The 19,883-nt window shown below is 71.4% G+C and carries 24 protein-coding genes; 12 read left to right on the forward strand and 12 right to left on the reverse strand.

Features of this window, described 5'->3' with window-relative positions; translation table 11 throughout:
- Positions 1-65: 65 nt before the first annotated feature.
- Entirely contained in the window at positions 66-863 is a 798-nt protein-coding gene (locus CG747_RS13180; RefSeq protein WP_100601912.1) for a hypothetical protein, read from the reverse strand.
- 164 nt (positions 864-1,027) lie between these two features.
- Here CG747_RS13180 and CG747_RS49300 point away from each other — a divergent pair, with 164 nt between their 5' ends.
- The gene (locus tag CG747_RS49300; RefSeq protein WP_257980385.1) at positions 1,028-1,354 is read left to right on the forward strand and encodes a hypothetical protein; all 327 of its coding nucleotides are present in this window, start codon (positions 1,028-1,030) and stop codon (positions 1,352-1,354) included.
- A gap of 32 nt (positions 1,355-1,386) precedes the next feature.
- Positions 1,387-1,713: a hypothetical protein gene (locus CG747_RS49305; RefSeq protein ID WP_257980386.1), complete on the forward strand. Its 327-nt coding sequence runs from the start codon at positions 1,387-1,389 to the stop codon at positions 1,711-1,713.
- A 103-nt stretch (positions 1,714-1,816) separates the two neighbouring features.
- On the opposite strand, the gene CG747_RS13190 is transcribed toward CG747_RS49305, so the two are convergent.
- The gene (locus tag CG747_RS13190) at positions 1,817-2,698 is read right to left on the reverse strand and encodes an alpha/beta fold hydrolase (RefSeq protein ID WP_100601913.1); all 882 of its coding nucleotides are present in this window, start codon (positions 2,696-2,698) and stop codon (positions 1,817-1,819) included.
- Positions 2,699-2,891: 193 nt separating this feature from the next.
- Between CG747_RS13190 and CG747_RS13195 the strand changes: the two genes are divergently transcribed.
- From CG747_RS13195 to CG747_RS13215, 4 genes are all read left to right on the forward strand, one after another.
- On the forward strand, positions 2,892-4,133 hold the full coding sequence (locus CG747_RS13195; RefSeq protein WP_257980387.1) for an acyltransferase: 1,242 nt from the start codon (positions 2,892-2,894) through the stop codon (positions 4,131-4,133).
- Positions 4,134-4,189: 56 nt separating this feature from the next.
- Positions 4,190-4,729, forward strand: a complete 540-nt coding sequence (locus CG747_RS13200) for a GNAT family N-acetyltransferase (RefSeq protein WP_100601915.1) — start codon at positions 4,190-4,192, stop codon at positions 4,727-4,729.
- Positions 4,730-4,944: 215 nt separating this feature from the next.
- The gene (locus CG747_RS13205) at positions 4,945-5,826 is read left to right on the forward strand and encodes a GNAT family N-acetyltransferase (protein WP_100601916.1); all 882 of its coding nucleotides are present in this window, start codon (positions 4,945-4,947) and stop codon (positions 5,824-5,826) included.
- Between the two features lie 148 nt (positions 5,827-5,974).
- Positions 5,975-6,619, forward strand: coding sequence for a dihydrofolate reductase family protein (locus tag CG747_RS13215; RefSeq protein ID WP_100601917.1), 645 nt, complete (start codon positions 5,975-5,977; stop codon positions 6,617-6,619).
- 140 nt (positions 6,620-6,759) lie between these two features.
- Here the strand turns inward: CG747_RS13215 and CG747_RS13220 are convergent, their stop codons facing one another.
- Complete coding sequence (locus CG747_RS13220) at positions 6,760-7,083, reverse strand: helix-turn-helix transcriptional regulator (RefSeq protein WP_100602151.1); 324 nt, start codon at positions 7,081-7,083, stop codon at positions 6,760-6,762.
- Between the two features lie 98 nt (positions 7,084-7,181).
- Here CG747_RS13220 and CG747_RS13225 point away from each other — a divergent pair, with 98 nt between their 5' ends.
- Positions 7,182-7,505 carry a putative quinol monooxygenase gene (locus CG747_RS13225; protein WP_100601918.1) on the forward strand — a complete coding sequence of 108 codons (324 nt, stop codon included), beginning with the start codon at positions 7,182-7,184 and terminating at the stop codon, positions 7,503-7,505.
- A gap of 21 nt (positions 7,506-7,526) precedes the next feature.
- Here CG747_RS13225 and CG747_RS13230 read toward each other — a convergent pair whose 3' ends face one another.
- The 4 genes from CG747_RS13230 to CG747_RS13245 form a co-directional block, all read right to left on the reverse strand.
- Positions 7,527-7,877, reverse strand: coding sequence for a metalloregulator ArsR/SmtB family transcription factor (locus CG747_RS13230; protein WP_100601919.1), 351 nt, complete (start codon positions 7,875-7,877; stop codon positions 7,527-7,529).
- Positions 7,878-8,239: 362 nt separating this feature from the next.
- Positions 8,240-8,650: an STAS domain-containing protein gene (locus tag CG747_RS13235; protein ID WP_100601920.1), complete on the reverse strand. Its 411-nt coding sequence runs from the start codon at positions 8,648-8,650 to the stop codon at positions 8,240-8,242.
- A gap of 33 nt (positions 8,651-8,683) precedes the next feature.
- Positions 8,684-9,109 carry an ATP-binding protein gene (locus tag CG747_RS13240; protein WP_100602152.1) on the reverse strand — a complete coding sequence of 142 codons (426 nt, stop codon included), beginning with the start codon at positions 9,107-9,109 and terminating at the stop codon, positions 8,684-8,686.
- 40 nt (positions 9,110-9,149) lie between these two features.
- The gene (locus tag CG747_RS13245; RefSeq protein ID WP_100601921.1) at positions 9,150-9,491 is read right to left on the reverse strand and encodes a metalloregulator ArsR/SmtB family transcription factor; all 342 of its coding nucleotides are present in this window, start codon (positions 9,489-9,491) and stop codon (positions 9,150-9,152) included.
- A 391-nt stretch (positions 9,492-9,882) separates the two neighbouring features.
- Between CG747_RS13245 and CG747_RS13250 the strand changes: the two genes are divergently transcribed.
- A complete protein-coding gene (locus CG747_RS13250) occupies positions 9,883-10,062 on the forward strand; it encodes a DUF6126 family protein (RefSeq protein ID WP_100601922.1) in 180 nt (59 codons plus the stop codon).
- An 80-nt stretch (positions 10,063-10,142) separates the two neighbouring features.
- Here CG747_RS13250 and CG747_RS13255 read toward each other — a convergent pair whose 3' ends face one another.
- The 4 genes from CG747_RS13255 to ppk2 form a co-directional block, all read right to left on the reverse strand.
- The gene (locus CG747_RS13255; RefSeq protein WP_257980388.1) at positions 10,143-11,069 is read right to left on the reverse strand and encodes a LysR family transcriptional regulator; all 927 of its coding nucleotides are present in this window, start codon (positions 11,067-11,069) and stop codon (positions 10,143-10,145) included.
- 184 nt (positions 11,070-11,253) lie between these two features.
- Positions 11,254-12,252: a zinc-dependent alcohol dehydrogenase family protein gene (locus CG747_RS13260; protein ID WP_100601924.1), complete on the reverse strand. Its 999-nt coding sequence runs from the start codon at positions 12,250-12,252 to the stop codon at positions 11,254-11,256.
- A 58-nt stretch (positions 12,253-12,310) separates the two neighbouring features.
- Entirely contained in the window at positions 12,311-13,117 is an 807-nt protein-coding gene (locus tag CG747_RS13265) for a DeoR/GlpR family DNA-binding transcription regulator (RefSeq protein ID WP_100601925.1), read from the reverse strand.
- Between the two features lie 129 nt (positions 13,118-13,246).
- The gene (gene ppk2 / locus CG747_RS13270) at positions 13,247-14,074 is read right to left on the reverse strand and encodes a polyphosphate kinase 2 (protein ID WP_100601926.1); all 828 of its coding nucleotides are present in this window, start codon (positions 14,072-14,074) and stop codon (positions 13,247-13,249) included.
- Between the two features lie 213 nt (positions 14,075-14,287).
- Here ppk2 and CG747_RS13275 point away from each other — a divergent pair, with 213 nt between their 5' ends.
- The 4 genes from CG747_RS13275 to CG747_RS13290 all read left to right on the forward strand — a co-directional run bounded on the left by CG747_RS13275 (position 14,288) and on the right by CG747_RS13290 (position 19,264).
- A complete protein-coding gene (locus CG747_RS13275) occupies positions 14,288-14,971 on the forward strand; it encodes a CBS domain-containing protein (protein ID WP_100601927.1) in 684 nt (227 codons plus the stop codon).
- 133 nt (positions 14,972-15,104) lie between these two features.
- The gene (locus CG747_RS13280; protein WP_100601928.1) at positions 15,105-15,779 is read left to right on the forward strand and encodes a CBS domain-containing protein; all 675 of its coding nucleotides are present in this window, start codon (positions 15,105-15,107) and stop codon (positions 15,777-15,779) included.
- Between the two features lie 98 nt (positions 15,780-15,877).
- On the forward strand, positions 15,878-18,574 hold the full coding sequence (locus CG747_RS13285) for a bifunctional GNAT family N-acetyltransferase/acetate--CoA ligase family protein (RefSeq protein WP_100601929.1): 2,697 nt from the start codon (positions 15,878-15,880) through the stop codon (positions 18,572-18,574).
- A gap of 42 nt (positions 18,575-18,616) precedes the next feature.
- A complete protein-coding gene (locus CG747_RS13290) occupies positions 18,617-19,264 on the forward strand; it encodes a CBS domain-containing protein (protein ID WP_100601930.1) in 648 nt (215 codons plus the stop codon).
- A gap of 43 nt (positions 19,265-19,307) precedes the next feature.
- On the opposite strand, the gene CG747_RS13295 is transcribed toward CG747_RS13290, so the two are convergent.
- The gene (locus tag CG747_RS13295; RefSeq protein WP_257980389.1) at positions 19,308-19,883 is read right to left on the reverse strand and encodes a hypothetical protein; all 576 of its coding nucleotides are present in this window, start codon (positions 19,881-19,883) and stop codon (positions 19,308-19,310) included.

Below are 19,883 nucleotides of genomic sequence, written 5' to 3' on the forward strand. Positions count from 1 at the left end.
TCTTCATGAGCCTTCTAGGACCGATCGACCGGCCAGGTAACGAATGCCGATGACGGCGGGCTCGGTCAGCTGCGCTCCCGGTAGTTCATGAACCAGTGGGTGTCGAAATAGCGGGCCATCGTGTACGGGTGGTGCGGGTCGACGAGGATCCGGCAGACGAACTCCGCGGCCTGGCAGTCGAAGGAGGTGTCCCTGTTGTCGAAGGACCGGACCACCACGGGCCAGCGGTCGGGTTCGTCGCCGTCGACCCGCCAGCAGTACAGGTCCTCGTGCTCGGTGCCCGCCCAGATGAGCAGACCGTCCGCCCTGCGCCCCGGCCAGGGCTCCTGGTCCAGGTCCAGATATCCGTCGAAGGCGCCCGCGCCGAACGTCTCGACCATCCGCTTATAGTCGCTCGGCAGCGCGGTGCCCAGGCGCGACTCCACCTCCGTCCAGTCCACGTCCGGCCGCCGGGCGGGCCACGTCCAGCCGGTGATCTGTCTGAGCCGCTCCATCCAGTCGACGTCCTCGTCCGGAGCGACCGCCGACGGTTCCGGCACCTGCCGGTGAGCTACCGTCAACACCGGCCGCTCGGCCCCCTCGGCGTCCCGCGCGGTACCCGCGCCGATCCACTGATCGCCGTACGCCCAGGCCCGTATCGTCACGGCCCGGCCCTCGAAGGGGACCAGGAGAGCCGCACCCCCGGACTCGTCGACCGTCGGATCGGTGAAGCCGTCGAGGACGAGGGTGCGCGAGGCGCCGTACCTGTCGTGGAGCAGGTCGGTCAGGGCCTGCGGGTCCAGGTCGTCGGGCAGGTGCGTGTGGCCGTCCCGCGGGCCGAGACGGGCCACCAGGTCGTTGACGTTCGCTTGCGTGAGTTCCATGGCGGACAGTGAAGCGCACGGCACTGACAAGGGATGTGCGCACGGTCGTGTACGGCGTTGGTCCGGGAGCTTCCGGACCGACGTCGGGGCCGACCCGACCGCCCCTCCGAAGGCCGCTGTTTCCCCGTTTACCCCATGGCCGCCAAGTCGTAGGGTGCCGTGTCGTGAACAGTGAAACGGTTGGCGGACGGCTCCGCGCACCGGCCGGTACCGACGGATACGGTGCGGCGGCCGAGGCCCTGGTCGACCAGTACGAGAGCGTCACCTTCGCCGAGGTGCACCGCGAGGTCCTGCATCTGTTCCCCTCCCGATCGAGCTCGGTCCTGGACATCGGCGCGGGCAGCGGGCGCGACGCGGCGGCCCTGGCCCTCCAGGGGCACCGGGTCGTCGCCGCCGAACCCACCACCGAACTCCGCTCGTTGGGGCACTTCTCCATGCCGACCAGGAGATCGAGTGGGTCGATGACGCGCTCCCCGAGCTGCCGGTCCTGAGCGCACGGCGGCGTCGCTTCGACCTCATCCTGTTGACCGCGGTCTGGATGCACCTCGACGAACGGCAGCGCGCCTCGGCCATGGCCCGCCTGGTCGGTCTGCTGGATCCTGCGGGGCGCTTGATCCTCTCCCTGCGCCACGGTCCGGTGCCGGCCGGCCGCCGCATGTTTCCCGTATCGGCGCGGGAGACCACCGACCTCGCCGCGCGGTGCGGGTTGGACGCCGTCCATGTCGCGGAGCGCGAGGACCCGCACGGACGCCCGGGAGTGGCCTGGACCTATCTCGGTTTCCAGCGCGCCGCAGGCGACACCGGCATGGCGGCGACGCGGACGGCTTGGACACCGGTCGACGAACGGTGACGTAGCGGTGGTGCGTCCACGGGCGGATGGGCGCGGTGAGCGGACCCCAAAAGGGAGGTCGGGGGGCGGCTTTGGGTGAGGCGCGTCTGCCCGCCGTGGGTGTTCAGCCGGTGTGGGCCTCCATGGCATCGATGATCTCGGGCCAGAGCTCGCGCGGCCGGTCGTGCCCCATGTCGGGGATCAGCAGCAGCTTGGCTCCGGGCACCAGGTCCGCGGTGCGCTGCCCTCCGCTGGGGTCGATCAGCGTGTCGTCCAGGCCGTGGATGACCAGGGTCGGTACCCGGAGCTCTCGGAGCGCGTCCGCGCGTGAGCCGTTGAGGATCATCGCTCCGAGTTGACGCCCGACCCCGGCCGGGTAGTAGGCGCGGTCGTAGCTGCGAGCGGCCAGTTCCCGAAGGAGCGCGGTGTCGCCGTAGCGCTTGGAGGCCCAGACCAGGTCCCGGTCCGCCGCCGCGATGTACCCTGCGCGGTCGGCCGGCTTCGGGGCGAACAGCACCGCCTGGGCCTCGGGGGTGGACTGGCCGTATGCGGTCTCGCCGGTCGAGGACATCATCGACGTCAGGGTCAGCACCCGCTCCGGGTGGGTGATGGCCATCGTCTGGGCGATCATTCCGCCCATCGAGGCTCCGACCACATGGGCTCGTTCGATACCGATCGCGCTGAGCAGGCCCAGGCCGTCGGCGGCCATGTCCGGCAGCCCGTAAGGCACCATCGCGAGGGCGGAGGGCAGGTCTCCCGAGCTCACGGCGGTGATGAACCGGCCCATGTCGACGGGGTGGTCGTCGAACTTGGTGGACAGCCCGCAGTCGCGGTTGTCGTAGCGGATCACAAAGCGGCCACGAGCTGCCAGCGCCCGGCAGAAGTCCTCGTGCCAGGAGAGCAGTTGAGCGCCGAATCCCATCACGAGCAGAACCGGTGGGTCGCCGGGGTCGCCGAAGCTCTCGTAGGCGATGGACACTCCGGGCGACACGTCGACGATCGGCATATGTGGACCCTGTCATGATCGGCTGCCGGAGCGCACCCGGTTTGCTCGTGTCGCTCGCGGCCGACGGCGGAGGTGGCGCGCTGAGCCGAGGGCCCGGCTTGCCATCCCACTATACGTTGCATGTATACATACAGATCATAGTCGGCGGGTCCGTTGCTCGGCGACCCTTGCCATCCGGTCTGGAGAATCCACCGTGCGCAAAGACAGTTCGACGCTCGCCGTCCGACCGAGACCCGGCCTCGACGAGGTTCCCGCAGGTCGGAGCGGTGAGCGCAAGCGGAAGCCGAGCGGGCCGGTCGGGCGGACCCGGTTGGCCGCCATCGACGGACTGCGCCTGGTGGCCGCCGTCGCGGTGGCCGCCTTCCACTACGTGGGCACGACGACCCCGCACTTCTGGGGCGAGAACGACCCGAGGCAATTCGCTCCGGTGCTGCACGAGATCAGCCGCTACGGCTGGTTGGGCGTGGAGTTCTTCTTCATGATCAGCGGATTCGTCATCTGCATGAGCTGCTGGGGACGTACCCCCGTGCAGTTCGTCGTCTCCCGGGTCTCCCGGCTGTTCCCGTCGTACTGGTGCGCCGTGCTGTTGGTCGTCGGCCTGGTCCTGATCGCCCGACTCGGCCATTTTCGGGCCGCCACACCGATCGACCTCCGAACGGTCCTGGGGAACCTGACGATGGTCCCGGGGCCGCTGGGCCTCCAGTTGATCGAAGGCGTCGCCTGGACGCTCTGGGTGGAGGCCCGCTTCTACCTGCTGATGGCGGTCATGCTGTTCTTCGGGCTCACCTATCGCCGCATGATCGCCTTCTGCGGGACCTGGCTCACCCTCGCGATCGTCGCCCGCGAACTCGACTCGGCCGTACTCGACGAGGTCTTCGTCAGCCAGTACACGGGCCTCTTCGTCACGGGAATGGCGCTCTACCTGATGCACCGCTTCGGGCAGAACCTCGTCCTGTGGCTGCTGGCCGGATTCGCCTGGTGCTACGAACTCACGGTGCTCGACGACCGGGTGGCCGCCCACGCCGTGCGGCCCGCTGAAGGGGGCGCGCTCTCCTGGGCCGTCTGCGCCGCGGTGCTGACCTTCTTCCTCGCCGTCCTCGCGCTCGCGGGATTCGGTCCGCTGGCCCGGCTCCGGTGGCGGTGGCTGGTGACCGCCGGCGCCCTCACCTACCCCTTCTACCTGGTGCACCAGAGCATCGGGATACCCGTGGCCAAGGGGCTGCTGCAGAAGGTCCCGGTGCTCGGCGTCCTCCCCTCGATGGCCGTGGCGGCAGTGTTCTCCCTGCTGCTTTCGGCAGCCATCCACTACGTGGTCGACGGCCCCCTCGGTCGCGTGCTGCGCCACCAGCTGACGCGCGGTATGAGCCCTCAGCAGCGACCGGCGGCCACAACGGTGCGGAACCAGGGCGAACGGACCGACCTGCGGAAGTCCTGACGGTGCCGCCGGGAAAGAGATTGCGCCGAGATCGGAGGTCACGTTGGCTGGGCGGCATGACCGAACTGCATACCGATCGCCTCACCCTCCGCCGATGGCGTGACTCCGACCTCGAACCATGGGCGGCGATGAACGCCGACCCCGAAGTCCGGGAGCACTTGGGCGACTTGCTCACCCGTGAACAGAGCGATGCCTCCGTGGCGTATTTCCAGGCCGAGTTCGACCAGCGAGGCTACGGGTGGTGGGCGGTCGAGGTGCAGGCCACCGGCGAGTTCATCGGCTTCGCGGGCTTGGACCGGGTGGATGACGACATGCCGTTCACCGGAGTGGAGATCGGCTGGCGGCTCGCCCGTTCGGCCTGGGGCCGGGGCTATGCCACCGAGGCCGCGCTGACCGTCCTGGCCTACGGCTTCGACACCCTTGGGCTTTCCGAGATCCTCGCCGTCACCACGGCCACCAACCTCCGTTCCCAGGCGGTGATGCGCCGGATCGGCATGACCCGGGACCCGGCCGACGACTTCGACGACCCCGCCGCGCCCGAGGGGCCGCTACGTCCCAACGTGCTGTACCGCATCGCCCGTGGTGCGAGGAGCTGACGCTCTCCGAAGGGTGCCCGGTCGGGCTGTGACTGCGAGGTGGGAGCAGGCCCCCGATAACCCGTTGCGAAGGGCCGGCGGAACCGTTACGTTCTCGGCCGCCGGGTGGCTCCCGCCCGGCGTCGTCGACAAGGAGGTGTAGAGCGCATGCGCAGGACTGTCCAGCGACTGATCTCGACCACTGACCGCTTGCACCTCCTCACCACGGAGACACCTTGTCCCTGCGCATCACCCCACTGACCGACCCCGACAGCGGCCCGTACAGCCGGCGCCTTGCCTGGCTGGCGTCCGACGCCGCCGGCAGCCCTGTCGGGACGGCTTTCCTGCGTCTGTTCACCGATGGTGGACAGGACCACCTTGCCGAACTGGCCGTCCACGTACACCCGGTGGAGCGGCGGGGCGGCATCGGCTCCCGGCTGCTCGACGTCGCCGTGGCGGCGGCCCGGGACGACGCCCGACGCGCCGTCATCGTGCAGACCGAGGCCGGCGCGCCCGGCGCATCGTTCCTGTCGGCCCGGGGCTTCCGCACAGTCCTCACCTTCCGGTACACCCGCCTGGCGCTGGCCGACGTGGACGTCGCCGCGCTCGCGCGGATCGTTGGGCGGGCGCGTCCCGGCTACCGGCTGGAGTCGTGGCACGGCACCGTCCCGGACGGACTCGCCGAGACGTTCGCCGCCTCGCGCCGTGCGATGGACGACATGCCGATGGACGACACCGACTACGGCACCATGACCTGGGACGTGGACCGGGTCCGGGCCGTTTCCCGTGCCGTCGAGGAGCGCGGAGACCACCTGCACACGGTCGTCGCCGTCGACACGTCCGACGGTTCGATCGCCGGGTTCACCGAACTGGTCGTGCCTGGCAAGGGCAAGGGCGACGGGCAGCACTACGGCACCGCCGTGCTGCCCGAGCACCGCGGCCACGGCCTCGGACTGTGGATGAAGGCGGAGTCCATCAGCCAGGCCCGCACCCGCTATCCGGACCTCGCCGGCCTCCTGACCGACACCGCGGACAACAACACGCACATGAGGCACATCAACGACGGCCTCGGCTACACGCCGACGCACGAGGCGCTCATGTACCAGCTCGATCTGTAAGGACGGATCGACGGGCCGGATCCGGACCTCCTCCGGGTCCGGCCCGCAGGTCGTGCCGTCCGGCTTTCTGAACCGATCCTGGACGGAGCGATGAGTTTTCCCGGCCCGGAGAGTCTCACCACCGTCACCGACAACACAGGAGGAACACGTGACGCAGCTACTGAGAGTCCAGAATTTCAATGTCTCGATTGACGGAATCGGTGCCGGTGAGGACCAGAGCTTCGAGAGGCCGTTCGGTCACGTCGATCCCGAGAGGCTGTTCGCCTGGGCGGGCGCCACGGCGAGTTGGCCCATGCGCACCGCCCCCGGTGGGAGCCGGGGTCTCGACGACTACCTCACGCGGGACTACGCACGCAACATCGGCGCCGAGATCATGGGCCGCAACAAGTTCGGGCCCCAGCGCGGCCCCTGGCTCAACGAGGAGTGGCGCGGCTGGTGGGGTGAGGAGCCCCCGTTCCGCACCCCGGTGTTCGTGATGACCCACCACAAGCGTCCTTCGTTCACGCTCTCCGACACCACGTTCCACTTCGTCGACGGCGATCCCGCGACGGTCCTGGAGCAGGCGCGGGAGGCGGCGCAGGGCAAGGACGTCCGGCTCGGCGGCGGGGCGACCACCATCCGGCAGTTCCTGGACGCCGACCTCGTCGACACCCTGCATGTGGCGGTCTCGCCGGTGAAGCTCGGGTCCGGGGTGCGGCTCTGGGAGTCCCCCGACGAACTGCTCGACCGGTTCCACCTGGAGGTCGTGCCCAGCCCGAGCGGCGTGGCGCACCATCTGTTCTGGCGGAAGTGACACGAGGGCCCGCCCGGGTTCGCCGGCACGGCTGATACCGACGGTTCGGTAGACGATCGCGTAGTCGCGGGCGAGTTGCCGATACGGGCGCCGTACTCGTCCGCCACTACCGGACAACCGCACGGGCGGGCCCTACGCGGTCAGGCGTCCTGGGTGTCCTCGGCCGTCAGCAGCGCCAGCAGGCCGGGGAACCGGCGCTCGATGTCGGCTCGGCGGAGCGTCGCCATCCGGCTGTTGCCGCGGTTGACCTGGCGGATCAGGCCCGCCTCGCGGAGCGTGCGGAAGTGGTGGGTGACCGTCGCCTTGCCGACCGGCAGCGCGAAGGAACTGCAGGTGCGTTCCTCGCCGTCGGGCCCGGCCGCCAGTTCCCGCACGACGCGCCTCCGCAGCGGGTCGGCCAGCGCGGACAGCACGGTGCCGAGCTCGATCTCCGCACGTTCGGGGTGCCCCTCGTCGTCGGGCATCAGCACCACCTCCAAGGTACGGCTTGCATCGTACCTTGGTGTGCCGTTAGCGTTCCATAGGTACGACGCACGTCATACCTATGGAAGGGAAGCCACTGATGCACCAGCCGTTCACCCTCGTCGGCACCGCCCGACCCAAGCCCGAGCGCGCCGAGGACCTGCGGCAGCTGCTGCTCTCGTTCGTCGAACCGACGCGACAGGAGCCCGGCTGCCTCGAATACCACTTCCACGAGGACCGCGACGAACCAGGCGTGTTCGTCTTCTACGAGGCATGGCGGAGCCGGGACGACCTGGACGCCCATCTGGCCCTCCCGCACCTCCGGGACTTCTGGGAGCGCCGCATGGACTACCTGGAGCGCGACCTGGAGATCCGGTACCTCACGATGCACAGTCCCTACGAGGTAACGGCAGCCTGCGCGTAACCCCGTTGGGCCTCGGCGGTGTCAGGACGGCGTCTTCCCCTCCTCCTGCGCGGCCTGCAGGTCGGCGAGGAGCTCGGCCTGTCCGGCCAGGACTCCCGACAGGATGGTGCGGGCCACCCTCAGCAGCTCGGCGACGTGCGGGCTGGTCAGCGAGTAGTACACGGTCGAGCCCTGTTTGCGGGTCGTGACCAGGTTCATCCTGCGGAGCACGGCCAACTGCTGGGAGAGGTTGGCTGGTTCGACGCCCACTTCCGGCAGCATCTCGGCCACCGCGTGCTCGCGCTCGCTCAGCAGCTCCAGGACCCGGATGCGCACGGGGTGGCCGAGCGTTTTGAAGAACTCGGCCTTCAGGCGGTACAGCGGCGTACTCATCGTGCCGTCGCCTCCCCGATACGGCAGCACAGCCCCACCGCCCGGATCCCGGCGCCTCGCGTCCACCCACTCGTCAAGAACATGCGGACCATCCTCGCCTGCGCAACCGGGTCGAACCGAATCCGCACCGGCGAACCGCGCCGCTGCGTCCAGCACTGAAGGCCCCGGCAGTTGCGTACGGGGGCACTGACTGGACGTGTGAGGGGAGGAAGATCGCGCAGGTGTCGGGTAACAGGCGTCACCTGGCGGTGCGGTGGCGGCGTCCCCCCGGGTCGCAGGCTGCCTGTGCCCGCCGTGCGCCGCTGCCCGGCCGTCGCCCTGGACGGCCGCGACCGCTGCCCTTCACCCCCCTCCACCTGCGGCTACGCCTGCTGATCCGTCGGCCACCCGCTGGTGCGCCACTCGTGGCGTTCGGCCCCGTGCCCGTTGCGTTGCGGCGCACCGTGGGTGGCGAGCGCGGTGTCGAGGTCGGCGTGGACCGGAATGGGCGGGCAGCCGCCGGCCGGGGCGAGGGAGCCGTCGGCGGGGACCGCCGCCAGTTCCATGCGGCGGCCCGCCTCGGTGAGGCGGCGTGCGGCGTCGGTGAGGGCCAGCTGTCCCTCACCCGACCAACCGCGCAGTTCGCTCAGGTCGACGATGACCGGGCCGGTGCCCCGGGCCAGCACCCAGCCGACCGCGCCGGTGAATCGACGGGCTGCGTCCGGGCCCAGATGTCCGGCGACCGAGAGGATGCCGAGGTCTTCCTCGACGGTGTAACGCCATTCGATGGTCACGGTGAACTCCTTTGTCCGGACGCTCTGTCGGGGTCAGAGCGGGAGAGTGATCCAGATACCCTTCCCACCGGCGGTGGAATCCGCACGTACCACCGCCGTGCCGCCCAAATCGAGGACGAGTTCCATGACCGTGGCGAGCCCGCCGCCCCCGGTTCCGGCGCGCGACCCGTACAGCGAGGGCTGATGGGGGTGGGAGTCGTGGACGGCGAATACCAGACAGTCCCGGCCGGCCGCGTAGATCACTGTGACCTGCGGGGAAAGCGCGGCGGCGTGCCGGATGCTGTTGGTGACCAGTTCGCTCAGGATCAGCAGTGCCGGGTCCACCGTGGGATGGCGCAGCGAGATGCCCCATCCGGTCAGCACCAGTTCGGCGGTCTCGCGCGCTACCCGGACGGCGGACGGTTCGCTGGGCAGCGTGAGCACGTGCCGGTAGGGCAGCGCTTCCAACGGTGCGAGCATCACGCCTCCGTACCGGTGGGCGCGCGGTGGCAGTGAGCGGTCATCGCGCCGCGCCCCCGGCATCCCGCAACGCGGCGAGCAGTTCGTTCCGCCCGGCCAGCATCTCGGTGAGAATCCGGCGCGCGGCCTTCAGCAGGTCGGCGACGTCCCCGCCGGCCAACTCGTAGACGACCGTGGAGCCCTCCCGCGTCGAGGTGACGATCCCGGAGCGGCGCAACACGGCCAGTTGCTGGGACAGGCCGGAGGGCTCCACCTCGATCTCCGCGAGCAGGTCCCGTACCGGCTTCGGTCCGTCCTGGAGCAGCTCCAGGACCCGTATGCGCACGGGGTGCCCGAGCATCCGGAAGAACTCGGCCTTGGCCTGGTACAGCGGAACGGACATAACCCCTCAGGCTTCCCTGACTGCACCCCGCCCGGGACGCACGCGCAAGACGGTGCCCGCGGCGCTGTGCGGACACAGTCGCAACGGCAACAGCATCTAGCCAATTGCGAAATTTTGCAATTCAGCATCCGGGAGCTGCCGGGACGCCCCCCCACGTGGGGTTTCCTGCCGCGGACCGCTGACGCCCTCGCGCGCACTGCATCGCGCAGCGTCCCGTGCGCGGTCCGGCGCCCCCTAGACTTGCAAAGTTCTTTAATTCGCCAGATGCCGCAACAGACAACACCGCGCCGGTCGACTGAGCCGGTCGGGCCGGGCGCCGTTCCGCCTCTGCCCCGCCCACCAGACGATCGAGACCGGACACCGGATACCAGAAGCTCCGAGGAGTGCAGTCGTGCCTGACGCCCCGGCCGGCAACCAGTCGCCGCCCACCCCGTCCTTCGGGGGCGGGATGTCCGAGGAGCGGAAGGAGCGCGGCGCGTCCTGGCGGGTGTTCATCTACATCGCCGGAAGCCACCTCCTGCTGGGCTTCCTGGCGCTGCTGTTCTACGTCGGCAGCCACGCCGGCAAATAGCCGGCCGGGCCCGGAGCGGCGTCCCGGCCAGGGCCGTTGCGCGTCCCGACGGCCCGACTTCGGTCAGCGCCGGACACGACCTAGGCCCAGGCCGGTGCCCACGTCCCGGCGTCGGAGTGGTTGCCCCGCTCGGCGCGGAGGTGGTCGCGGAGTGCGGCGAGCGTCGGGTGCGGATTGTCGCGGTGCCACAGCAGCGAGTGCGGGTAGACCGGTGCCGGGTCGCGCACCGCGATGCGTCGCAGGCCGTGGTCGGCGGGCCAGACGAGGCGGGTCTGCTCGCCGACGAAGGTCGCCAGCGACCGGGAGTCGGCGATGGTGTCCAGAAGGGGCTCGGTGCCGAAGTCGGGGCCGGTGCTCTCGATGGTGAGCGAGAACTCGGCGGCGAAGTCACCGTAGTAGGCGGCCCACTCGGTTCCGGGAACGATGCCGGGCATCCAGATCCGGTGCCCGACGAGTTGGGCGGGCGTGACCGCGCGAGCGGCGGCGAACGGGTGCGCCGGTCCGGTGAGCAGCTGGATGGGCTCGTCGAAGACCCGGGTGGCCTCGATGTCGTCGGGGAGTTGGCGGCCGGGCATGGTGACGGCGCGGAAGGACGCGTCGATGGTGCCGGACCGGATGGCGCCGACGGCCGCGTCGGCATCGAAGAGGGTCACGACATCGAGCTCGACCTCGGGGTGCGCGCGATGGAAGTCGCGCATCAGGGCGGCCGGAGCGAGCCGCCGGCCGATCACGTCGACGCGCAGCGCGCGGGTGCCGGGGGACACGGAGGCGACCGCCCGCGCTTCGGTCTGCAGGAGGTCGCGGGCGTGCGGCAGGAACGCCTGTCCGTCGATGGTGAGCTTCGCCCCGCGCGGGGCACGGGTGAACAGTCGCACGCCGAGGATCTTCTCCAGCGTGGCGATGCGTTTGGAGACGGCTTGCTGGGTGATCGACAGTTCGGCGGCAGCGTCCTGGAACCGCCCGGCGTCCGCGGCAGCCACGAAGGTGCGCACAGCATCAAGATCCACGCCGCCCATGGTAGCGACACAACGAAAGGTTGTGCTGTCGCGGTCGATCGGTTGTTTGAGCTCGCTGTCGTCCACCCGCTTTGATGCCGGGGGGCAGCAGGTGGTTGTTCGGATCGGCGTGAGGTGCGGTGGGTATGACACGCAGGCGGGCGCTGGGCAGGCCGTTCGGGTGGCTCGGGTGAGTTCAGGACTGCGGACAGAGCTGGATCTTGCGGCCGGAGCCGTCGCGGAACGTCTGCAGGGCGGTGCCGAAGTCGTCCAGGGGGTAGCGGTGGGTGATCATCGTGTCGGCGTCGATGACGCCCTTGGCCATCAGGTCCACGGCGCGGCCGAAGCTGTGCAGGACGGCCATCGACCCGACGATGGTGATCTCGTCGTTGTAGACCCGGAACGGCGAGAAGGACGCCTTGGCGGCGGACGGCGCGACGCCGAACTGCTGGAAGGTGCCGCCGCGTCGGACCCGGGTGAGCCCGTCCTCGATGACGGGGATGACGCCGGTGCAGTCGATGACGGTCTCCCAGCCCTGCGGCCGGTTCAGGGCGGGGGCGTCCGTGGCGGTGGCGTCCGCGCCCAGCCGTTCGGCGATCTCCAGCCGGTCCCGGTTGATGTCGACGACCGAGAGGGACGCCGCGCCGGCGGCCTTGGCGAGCTGGAGCATCATCAGGCCCATGGTGCCGGCGCCGTAGATGAGGTAGTGGTCGCCGAGGCGGCGCGGCAGGACGTCGAATCCGCGCACCGCGCACGACAGCGGCTCGATCAGGGTGCCCTGGGCGACGTCGACGCTCTCCGGCAGCCGGTAGCAGTTGGCGGCCGGCACCTTGACGTACTCCGCCATCGCGCCGTCCACGGTGTCCCCGATCGCGCCCCAGTTCTCGCAGAGGTTGCCGTGGCCGTTCGCGCAGTAGTGGCAGGCCCCGCAGAACAGCGACGGGTCGACGGCGACCTGCTCCCCGGTGCGCAGCCCGGTCACGCCCGCGCCCAGTGCGACGACCTCGCCGGTGAACTCGTGGCCGGGGACGATCGGGTACGGGGTGGGGGCGAACTCCCCCTGGACGATGTGCACATCGGTGCCGCAGATGCCGACCGCGGCGGGCGCGACGACGACCTCGCCGGGGCCGGGGGCGGGGTCCTCGACGTTGGTGACCTCGTAGTGCCCGGGGGTGTGGATGACGACAGCACGCATGGCCGGGGCCTCTCTCGGGGGATGCGCCGGGGCGGGGTGGGCCTCGGCTCGAATCGGGTCAGCTCTGGGAGGCGTCGGTGCGCACGTCCACGGTGCGGACCTCGACGCCGAGGTCCCGGACGGGCTTCAGTTCGCGCTCCGGGGTGTCGGAGTCGGTGACGAGCAGGTCGTAGCCGCCGACGTCGCCGTACGGGTAGGTGGCGGTGCGGCCGAACTTGCTGTGGTCGACGGCGAGTACGGCGCGGTCGGCGGCCTGGAGGTACGCCCGCTTGGTCTCGGCGTATTCGCGTACCGGGTGGTAGAGGCGGCCGTCGCGGACCGAGGTGGCGGTGACGAAGGCGACGGTGGCCCGGATGTCCTGCAGTTGGCGGCGGGACTGCGGACCGGCGCAGGACTCGAAGTCCTCGTAGTAGCGGTCGCCGAGCAGCGTGACCTCGGCCGCGGAGCCGGCCATGAGGGCGGTGACCCGCAGCGAGTTGGTGATCACGCGGAGCCCTTCGACGGAGGTGAGCCGGCGGGCGAGCGGGAAGAGTGTGGAGCCGCAGTCGAGCAGCACCGTGTCGCCGGGGGAGACCTCTTCCGCGAGCGCGTCGGCGAGGGCGGTCTTGAGCGCGGCGTTGGCGTTCTCCCGGAAGCGAAGGGCGCTCTCCATGGTGACGTCGGAGAAGGCCGTCGCCACTCCGCGGCCCTTGCGCAGCAACTGCCGCTCGTGGAGGTTGTCCAGGTCCCGGTGCATGGTCATCACGCTGACCCGCATCCGCTCGGCGAGATCGGTGATACGGATCTCGCCTTCCTCGGCGACGTGGCGCAGGACCGCCTGCCGGCGCTCCTCCACCTCGGCCTCGGAGCCGCGACTCGCCCGCATCGTGGGCACCCCCGTTCGTCTTCGCGGCGGTCTTCCGTCGCGCCCTCACCCTAAGAGATCACACACTTTATGTGAAGCTCTCGAAATTCTCTGTGAGGTTGTTCGGTTCCGCCGCTCGCTCGCCCCGCTTCACCCCTCCAGCCCGGCGGAATGGTCGGGAACGTAGGTCTGCAGGTCACGGGGTGGCCGGCGGTAGCCGGTGCCCGGTGGCCGGGGCGGCACTTCGAGAACGGGCGGGGTGACGTCGTGGTACGGCACCGTCGACAGCAGGTGGGCGATCATGTTGAGGCGGGCCCGGCGTTTGTCGTCGCTCTCGACGACGTACCACGGTGCCTCGGGGATGTCGGTGTGGACGAACATAGTGTCCTTGGCCCGTGAATAGTCCTCCCAACGGGTCAGTGATTCGAGGTCGACCGGGGAGAGTTTCCAGCGGCGCGTGGGGTCGTCCAGCCGCTGCCGGAAGCGCAGTTCCTGGACGTCGTCGCTGACCGAGAACCAGTATTTGCGCAGCAGGATGCCGTCCTCGACCAGCATCCGCTCGACGACCGGGCACTGGTGGAGGAAGCGCTGGTACTCGGCGGGCGTGCAGAATCCCATCACCCGCTCGACACCGGCCCGGTTGTACCAGCTGCGGTCGAACAGCACGATCTCGCCCGCCGCCGGCAGGTGCTCCACATAGCGTTGGAAGTACCACTGGGTGCGCTCGCGTTCGGTGGGCCGGGGGAGCGCGACGATCCGCGCCACCCTGGGGTTGAGGAGGGCGGTGACGCGCTTGATGGTGCTGCCCTTGCCGGCCGCGTCGCGCCCTTCGAAGACCACGACGAGCCGGGCGCCCTCGGCGCGGACCCACTCCTGGAGCTTCACCAGCTCCGTCTGCAGTCGGTACAGCTCGCGCTCGTACCGTGCCTTCGGCAGTTTCCCGGGCTCCCGGCTCCTGCCTTCGTGGTCGTCCGCCATGCGTCGACGGTACGGAGTCCGGGACCCGTCCGGGCGGGCGTGGGGGCCGAATGGGGGCGCAGACGGGGCGGCGGCCTCACCCGATGGGGGCCGGACGGCCCTTTCCGATCGGCGGGCCGGGACGCAGGCTGAGGAGTGCTGTCCGACCGGGCGCGCCGTACGGCCCCACGACGACCGTGCGGCGCGGAGCTGCTCCCGAGGAGGCCCGCCACCATGCCGAACACCCCGCACCGCGTCGGCGACGTGATGACCCAGCCCGTGGCGGCCGTCGACCGGGCGGCCGGCTTCAAGGAGATCGTCGAGACCCTGCGGCGATGGCAGGTGAGCGCCCTGCCGGTGGTCTCGGCCGAGCGGCGGGTGGTCGGCGTGGTGTCCGAGGCCGATCTGCTGCCCAAGGAGGGGTTCCGGGAGGCGGACGCGGACACCCTCGAACGTCTGCGGTTGGTCGACGACGTACGCCGGGCGGAGGCCGTGACCGCCGGGGAGCTGATGACCAGCCCCGCGGTGACGGTGCACCGCGATGCCACGCTGGCCCAGGCGGCGCGCACGATGGCGCGGGCATCGGTCAAGCGGCTGCCGGTCGTGGACGGCGGCGGACTGCTGGTGGGCATCGTCAGCCGCTCCGATCTGCTGAAGGTGTTCCTGCGGCACGACGACGACCTCGCGCAGGAGGTGCGGGGGGTGCTCGCAAAGCTCTTCGCGGTACCGGCGAAGGACCTGCACGTCGTGGTCGCGGACGGCGTGGTCACACTGAGCGGGCACTTGCGGGACCGGTCGTTGGTGCCCGTGGTGGCGCGTCTGGTGCGCAGCATCGAGGGGGTGGTCGATGTGGAGTACGACGTGACGGGCGGTGCGTCGGTACCTGTCGTCCCACCGACGGAAGGCTCGCTTCCGTGAACTCTCAGACCTTTCCGACCGCGGCCGATCGGCGGGAGGCAGGGCCGGACGGCCCCTGCCGGGGGCCGGTGGGCGACCGCACGCTGAAGGTGTCACGGCCCTGGGACAACCGCAGCCGTGGGGAGGAGGCGTCATGACGCACAACCCGCACACCGTCGGCGAGGTGATGACCCGGACGGTGGTCGCCGTCGGCCAGGGAGCCCGCTTCAAGGAGATCGTCGCGACCATGGAGCGGTGGAAGGTCAGTGCCCTGCCGGTGCTCGCGGGGGAGGGGCGGGTGATCGGCGTGGTCTCCGAGGCCGACCTGCTGCCCAAGGAGGAGTTTCGGGACGCGGCACCGGAACGGGTGGAGCAGCGGCGGCGGCTGGACGACCTGCGCAAGGCAGGCGGACTGACCGCCGCTGACGTGATGAGCGCCCCGGCAATGACCGTGCACGCCGACGACACCCTCGCCCAGGCGGCGCGGACGATGGTGCGCAAGTCCGTCAAACGACTGCCCGTGGTCGACGGCCGCGGAATGCTGGAGGGCATCGTCAGCCGCGCGGACCTGCTGAAGGTCTTCCTGCGCTCCGACGAGGAACTTGCGGCGGAGGTGCGGACGGAGATCGTCGACCGGCTCTTCACCGGAACGCACCCGAAAGTCGAAGTGAGCGTCAGGGACGGCGTGGTGACCCTGCACGGAGCGGTCCGCGACAGTGCGCTGCTGCCCGTCGCGGCCCGCCTGGTGCGGGCGGTGGAGGGCGTGGTCGACGTGACCTTCGACGTCCGCGTCGCTCCGGCGGCGGAGCGGCGCACGGTGGCCGGCTGAGGCGGCGGCACCGGGTGCGCGGAACGCCGGCGTACGGCGCGCCGCGCGGGACCGGTCCGTCGCGAGGTGGGGCGATGTCTGGGGAAGGACGAAGCGCGATGACGGAAACGGCCTCCGCGGTCCGCACGGTGTGCGCGCTGCTCGCCGACGGGAGCACGGTCCGGTTGCGTCCGGCAGGTCCGGAGGACCGCGAACAAGTCCTGCGGTTCTACCGTGAGATGTCCGCCGACAGCCTGCGGAACCGGTTCTTCATGGTGAGCCGCCGCTCCGGTGAACGGGCCGCCGACCGGCTCTGCACACCCGGCGGACCCGGGCACCGCACCCTGATCGCACTGCACGGAGACCGGCCGATCGGCGTCGCCGAGTACGAGACCGGCGACGACCCGGCCGCCGCGGAGATCGCCCTGGCCGTCGCCGACGACTTCCACCGCCGCGGTGTGGGCACCCTCCTGCTGGAGCACCTCGTGCACATCGCCCGCGAGCACGGCGTCACCGCCTTCACCGCCGACGTACTCGCGGACAACCACCCCCTCCACCGCGTCCTGGCGGACCTCGGACTGCGCGTCACCCGGCGGTACGACGGCACCACGGTGCACGGCGTCATCCGCCTCGAACCGGACGAGACGTACCGCTCCGCCGTGGACCTCCGGGGGCGCACCGCCGGGACCGCGAGCCTGCGGCCACTGCTGCGGCCCCGCTCGGTCGCCGTCATCGGAGCCGGAACCAAGGCCGGGTCGGTGGGCCGGGCCATCCTGCACAACCTCCGCGAGGGACACTTCCGCGGACTCCTCCACGCGGTCAACCCGCACGCCCGCGCCGTCCTGCGCCTCCCGGCGTACGGGTCCGTCGGCGACCTGCCGCACCCGCCCGACCTCGCCGTCCTGGCGGTGCCGGCCGCCGCCGTCCCCGGGGTCGCCGAACAGTGCGGCCGGGCCGGGGTGAAAGCACTGGCGGTGGTGGCCTCCGGACTCGACGCCGCCCGCACCGCGCAGCTGACGGCGGCCTGCCGCCGCTGGGGCATGCGGATGGTCGGACCGAACTGCCTGGGCATCGCCAACACGGAGCCGGACGTCCGGCTCGACGCGACCTTCGCCGTCGGCCGGCCGCTGCCCGGCACCGCCGGTGTCGCCGTCCAGTCGGGCGGCGTCGGGATCGCACTGCTCGACGGGCTGTCCCGCCTGGGCATCGGCGTCTCCAGCTTCGTCTCGCTCGGGGACAAGCGCGATGTGAGCGGCAACGACCTCCTCCAGTGGTGGGAGTGCGACGACCGCACCGGGCTGGCCCTGCTGCACCTGGAGTCGTTCGGCAACCCGCGCGCCTTCTCCCGTACGGCCCGACGCGTCACCCGGCAGATGCCGGTACTCACCGTCGACGCGGGGCGCTCGACGGCCGGGCGCCGGGCCGCCGCCTCGCACACCGCGGCCGCGGCCACACCGGCGATGACCCGGCGGGCACTGTTCCGGCAGGCCGGGATCACGGCCACCGACACCCTCGGCGAACTCCTGGAGACCGCGGCGCTGATGCACTCCCAGCCGCTGCCCGACGGCGTCCGGGTCGCCGTGGTCTCCAACGCGGGCGGGGTCGGCGTACTGGCCGCCGACGCCTGCGCGGACGCCGGACTGGCCGTCCCGGAACTGCCCACGGCACTCACCGAGGAGCTGCTCGCCATGCTCCCGGCGGGCGCCGGCGCCGGAAACCCGATCGACACCACGCCGGCGGTGGACGCGGCCACGCTGGCCGCGGGCGTGGACCGGATCGCGGCGTCGGGGGCGGTGGACGCGGTCCTGGTCGCCCTGGTACCGACCGCCCTGACCACCGCGGTGGGCACGGACCTGGTCTCCGCACTCACCTCCTCGGCGCACCCCGCCCGCGCCCGCTGCCCCCTCGTCGCGGTCCTGCTCGACCAGCCGGAACGCGTCCGGCTGCTGCACACCGACGAGGGGCGGGCCGTCCCGGCGTACGGCGAAGCACAGTCGGCGGCCCGCGCCCTGCGGCACGCCGCGGAGCGCGCCCACTGGCTGGCCAGGCCCCCGGGCCGTCCCATGCGGCCGGCCGGTACCGACCCGGCGGCAGCCCGCACGCTGATCGCCGAGTTCCTCGCCGAGAACCCGGCCGGCGGATGGCCGGACGCCCGGCAGACCGCCCGACTCCTGGATTGCTACGGCATTCCCCGGCTGCCGCAGACGTACGTCACCACCGAACGGGAAGCCGCCGAGGCCGCCGCCCTTCTGGCGGGCCGGGCCGGCGCGGTGGCGCTCAAGGCGCAGGGCCCCGACCTGATCCACACGCCCGAACGGGGCGGAGTACACCTCGACCTCCGCGGCGAGCGCGCCGTGCGGACCGCCCACCGCGAGCTGACCGCCCGACTCGGCGCGGCGATGACCGGGGCGCTGGTCCGGCCCATGGCGCGGCGGGGCACGGAACTGCTGGCCGGGGTGGTCCAGGACGAGGTCTTCGGAGCCCTGGTGGTCTTCGGGTCGGGCGGCACCACCAGCGAACTGCTGGCCGACCACGCGGCCCGCCTCGCCCCCCTCACCGACACCGACGTCCACGACCTGCTCACCGCGCCCCGGTGCGCCCCGCTGCTGTTCGGCCACCGAGGCGCCCTGGCCGATTCGGCCTCCTTGAAAGACCTGTTGGCCAGTCTGTCGCAGATGGCCGACGACCTTCCCGAGTTGGCCGAGGCCGAGTGCGCCCCGCTGATCGCCCGCCCCGACGGCTGCACCGTCGCGGACGCCCGGGTCCGTCTGCTGCCGCGCCGCGCGAGCGACCCGTATCTGCGCCGGCTGCCGTGAAACCGGCGACGGTCGGCACACCGTAGGGAGAAGGGAACCGAGATGAAGCGCCGACGGGTCGGGGCGGTCATGACCGGCGACGTCGTCCGCGCGTACGGCGGGACGCCGGCGGCCGAACTGGGGCGCTGGATGGCCGAGTTCGGGATCAACGGCGTGCCGGTGGTGGACGCCGACGACAAGGTGATCGGGGTCGTCTCCGCGACGGACCTGGAACGGGCGCGGCGTGCGGGCGACAGTTCCCCGGGCCGCTGCGCGCAAGCCCTGATGTCCGCCCCGGCCCGTACCGTCCGCGCCGACGACTCGGTCGTCCGGGCCGCCCGCCTGATGACCTCGTACGGCATCGAGCGGCTCCCGGTCGTGGACGAGGAGGCTCGCCTCGTCGGCATGCTCACCCGGCGCGATGTGCTCCGGCTCTTCGCCCGCTCCGACGAGGAGATCCGGGACGAGGTCGTCGACGAGATCGTGGTGCGGATGATGTGGCTGGGGCCGCGGAGCATCGACGTCGCCGTCCGCGACGGTGTGGTGACTCTCGCGGGATGCCTGGACAGCAGTGGCCAGGCGGCCGTCCTGGTGCGGATGACACGGCAGACCGACGGGGTCACCGCCGTCGTCAGCCGGCTCACCCACCGCTACGAGGGCAGGTATACGGGACCCGAGGAGACCGCGGGCCGCGGCGACCCGCTGCCGTGACTGCCGCGGGCCTCTGCACGGTCACCGACGGTCCCGGGCCGGGTCACTGGCGGTGGTGCCGCCCTTCCGCGTCCAGCGCGGCCCACTCCCGCTCCCACTGGGCCGAGCGCCTGCGATCCAGCAGGTAGCCGCCGGCCCGGTCCGCGCCGAAGACCAGCAGACCGGCGCCGCACGCGGTCACGGTGCCGGCCGCCAGGCTCATGGCCATGGTGTCCGCCGGGGTATGGGGGTCCCGGATCAGTGCTCCGTTCCGGTCCAACCACACCGCCGTCCGGTCTCCGACGCGCACACCGGGCGACACGGCCGCTTCACCCGTCCGCGCCGTGTGGTCCGGGGCCACCCACCGCACCGTCGTGTGCACCCGGCCACCAGCGCCGCCCCCGGTGTCGAAACCGACGCGGGCAGGCGGCTGCCGGGTCACCACGGCGGTGACCTGGTGCCACTCGGCGCGCTGCTGTTGGGCCGCCGTCGCGACGGCACGTCCGGCCGCCACCCCGGCGGTCGGCGCTCCCAGGACGATCAGCAGCCCGGCGATCAGCGTCATCCAGGACTGCGCCACGTCCGTGCCCCGCCGCATGGAGTCGTGCCGCCACGGCGGGTGAGGCTTCGGCAGAGGCAT

It is taken from the genome of Streptomyces sp. CB02959, assembly GCF_002803155.1.
Classification (GTDB): Bacteria; Actinomycetota; Actinomycetes; order Streptomycetales; family Streptomycetaceae; genus Streptomyces.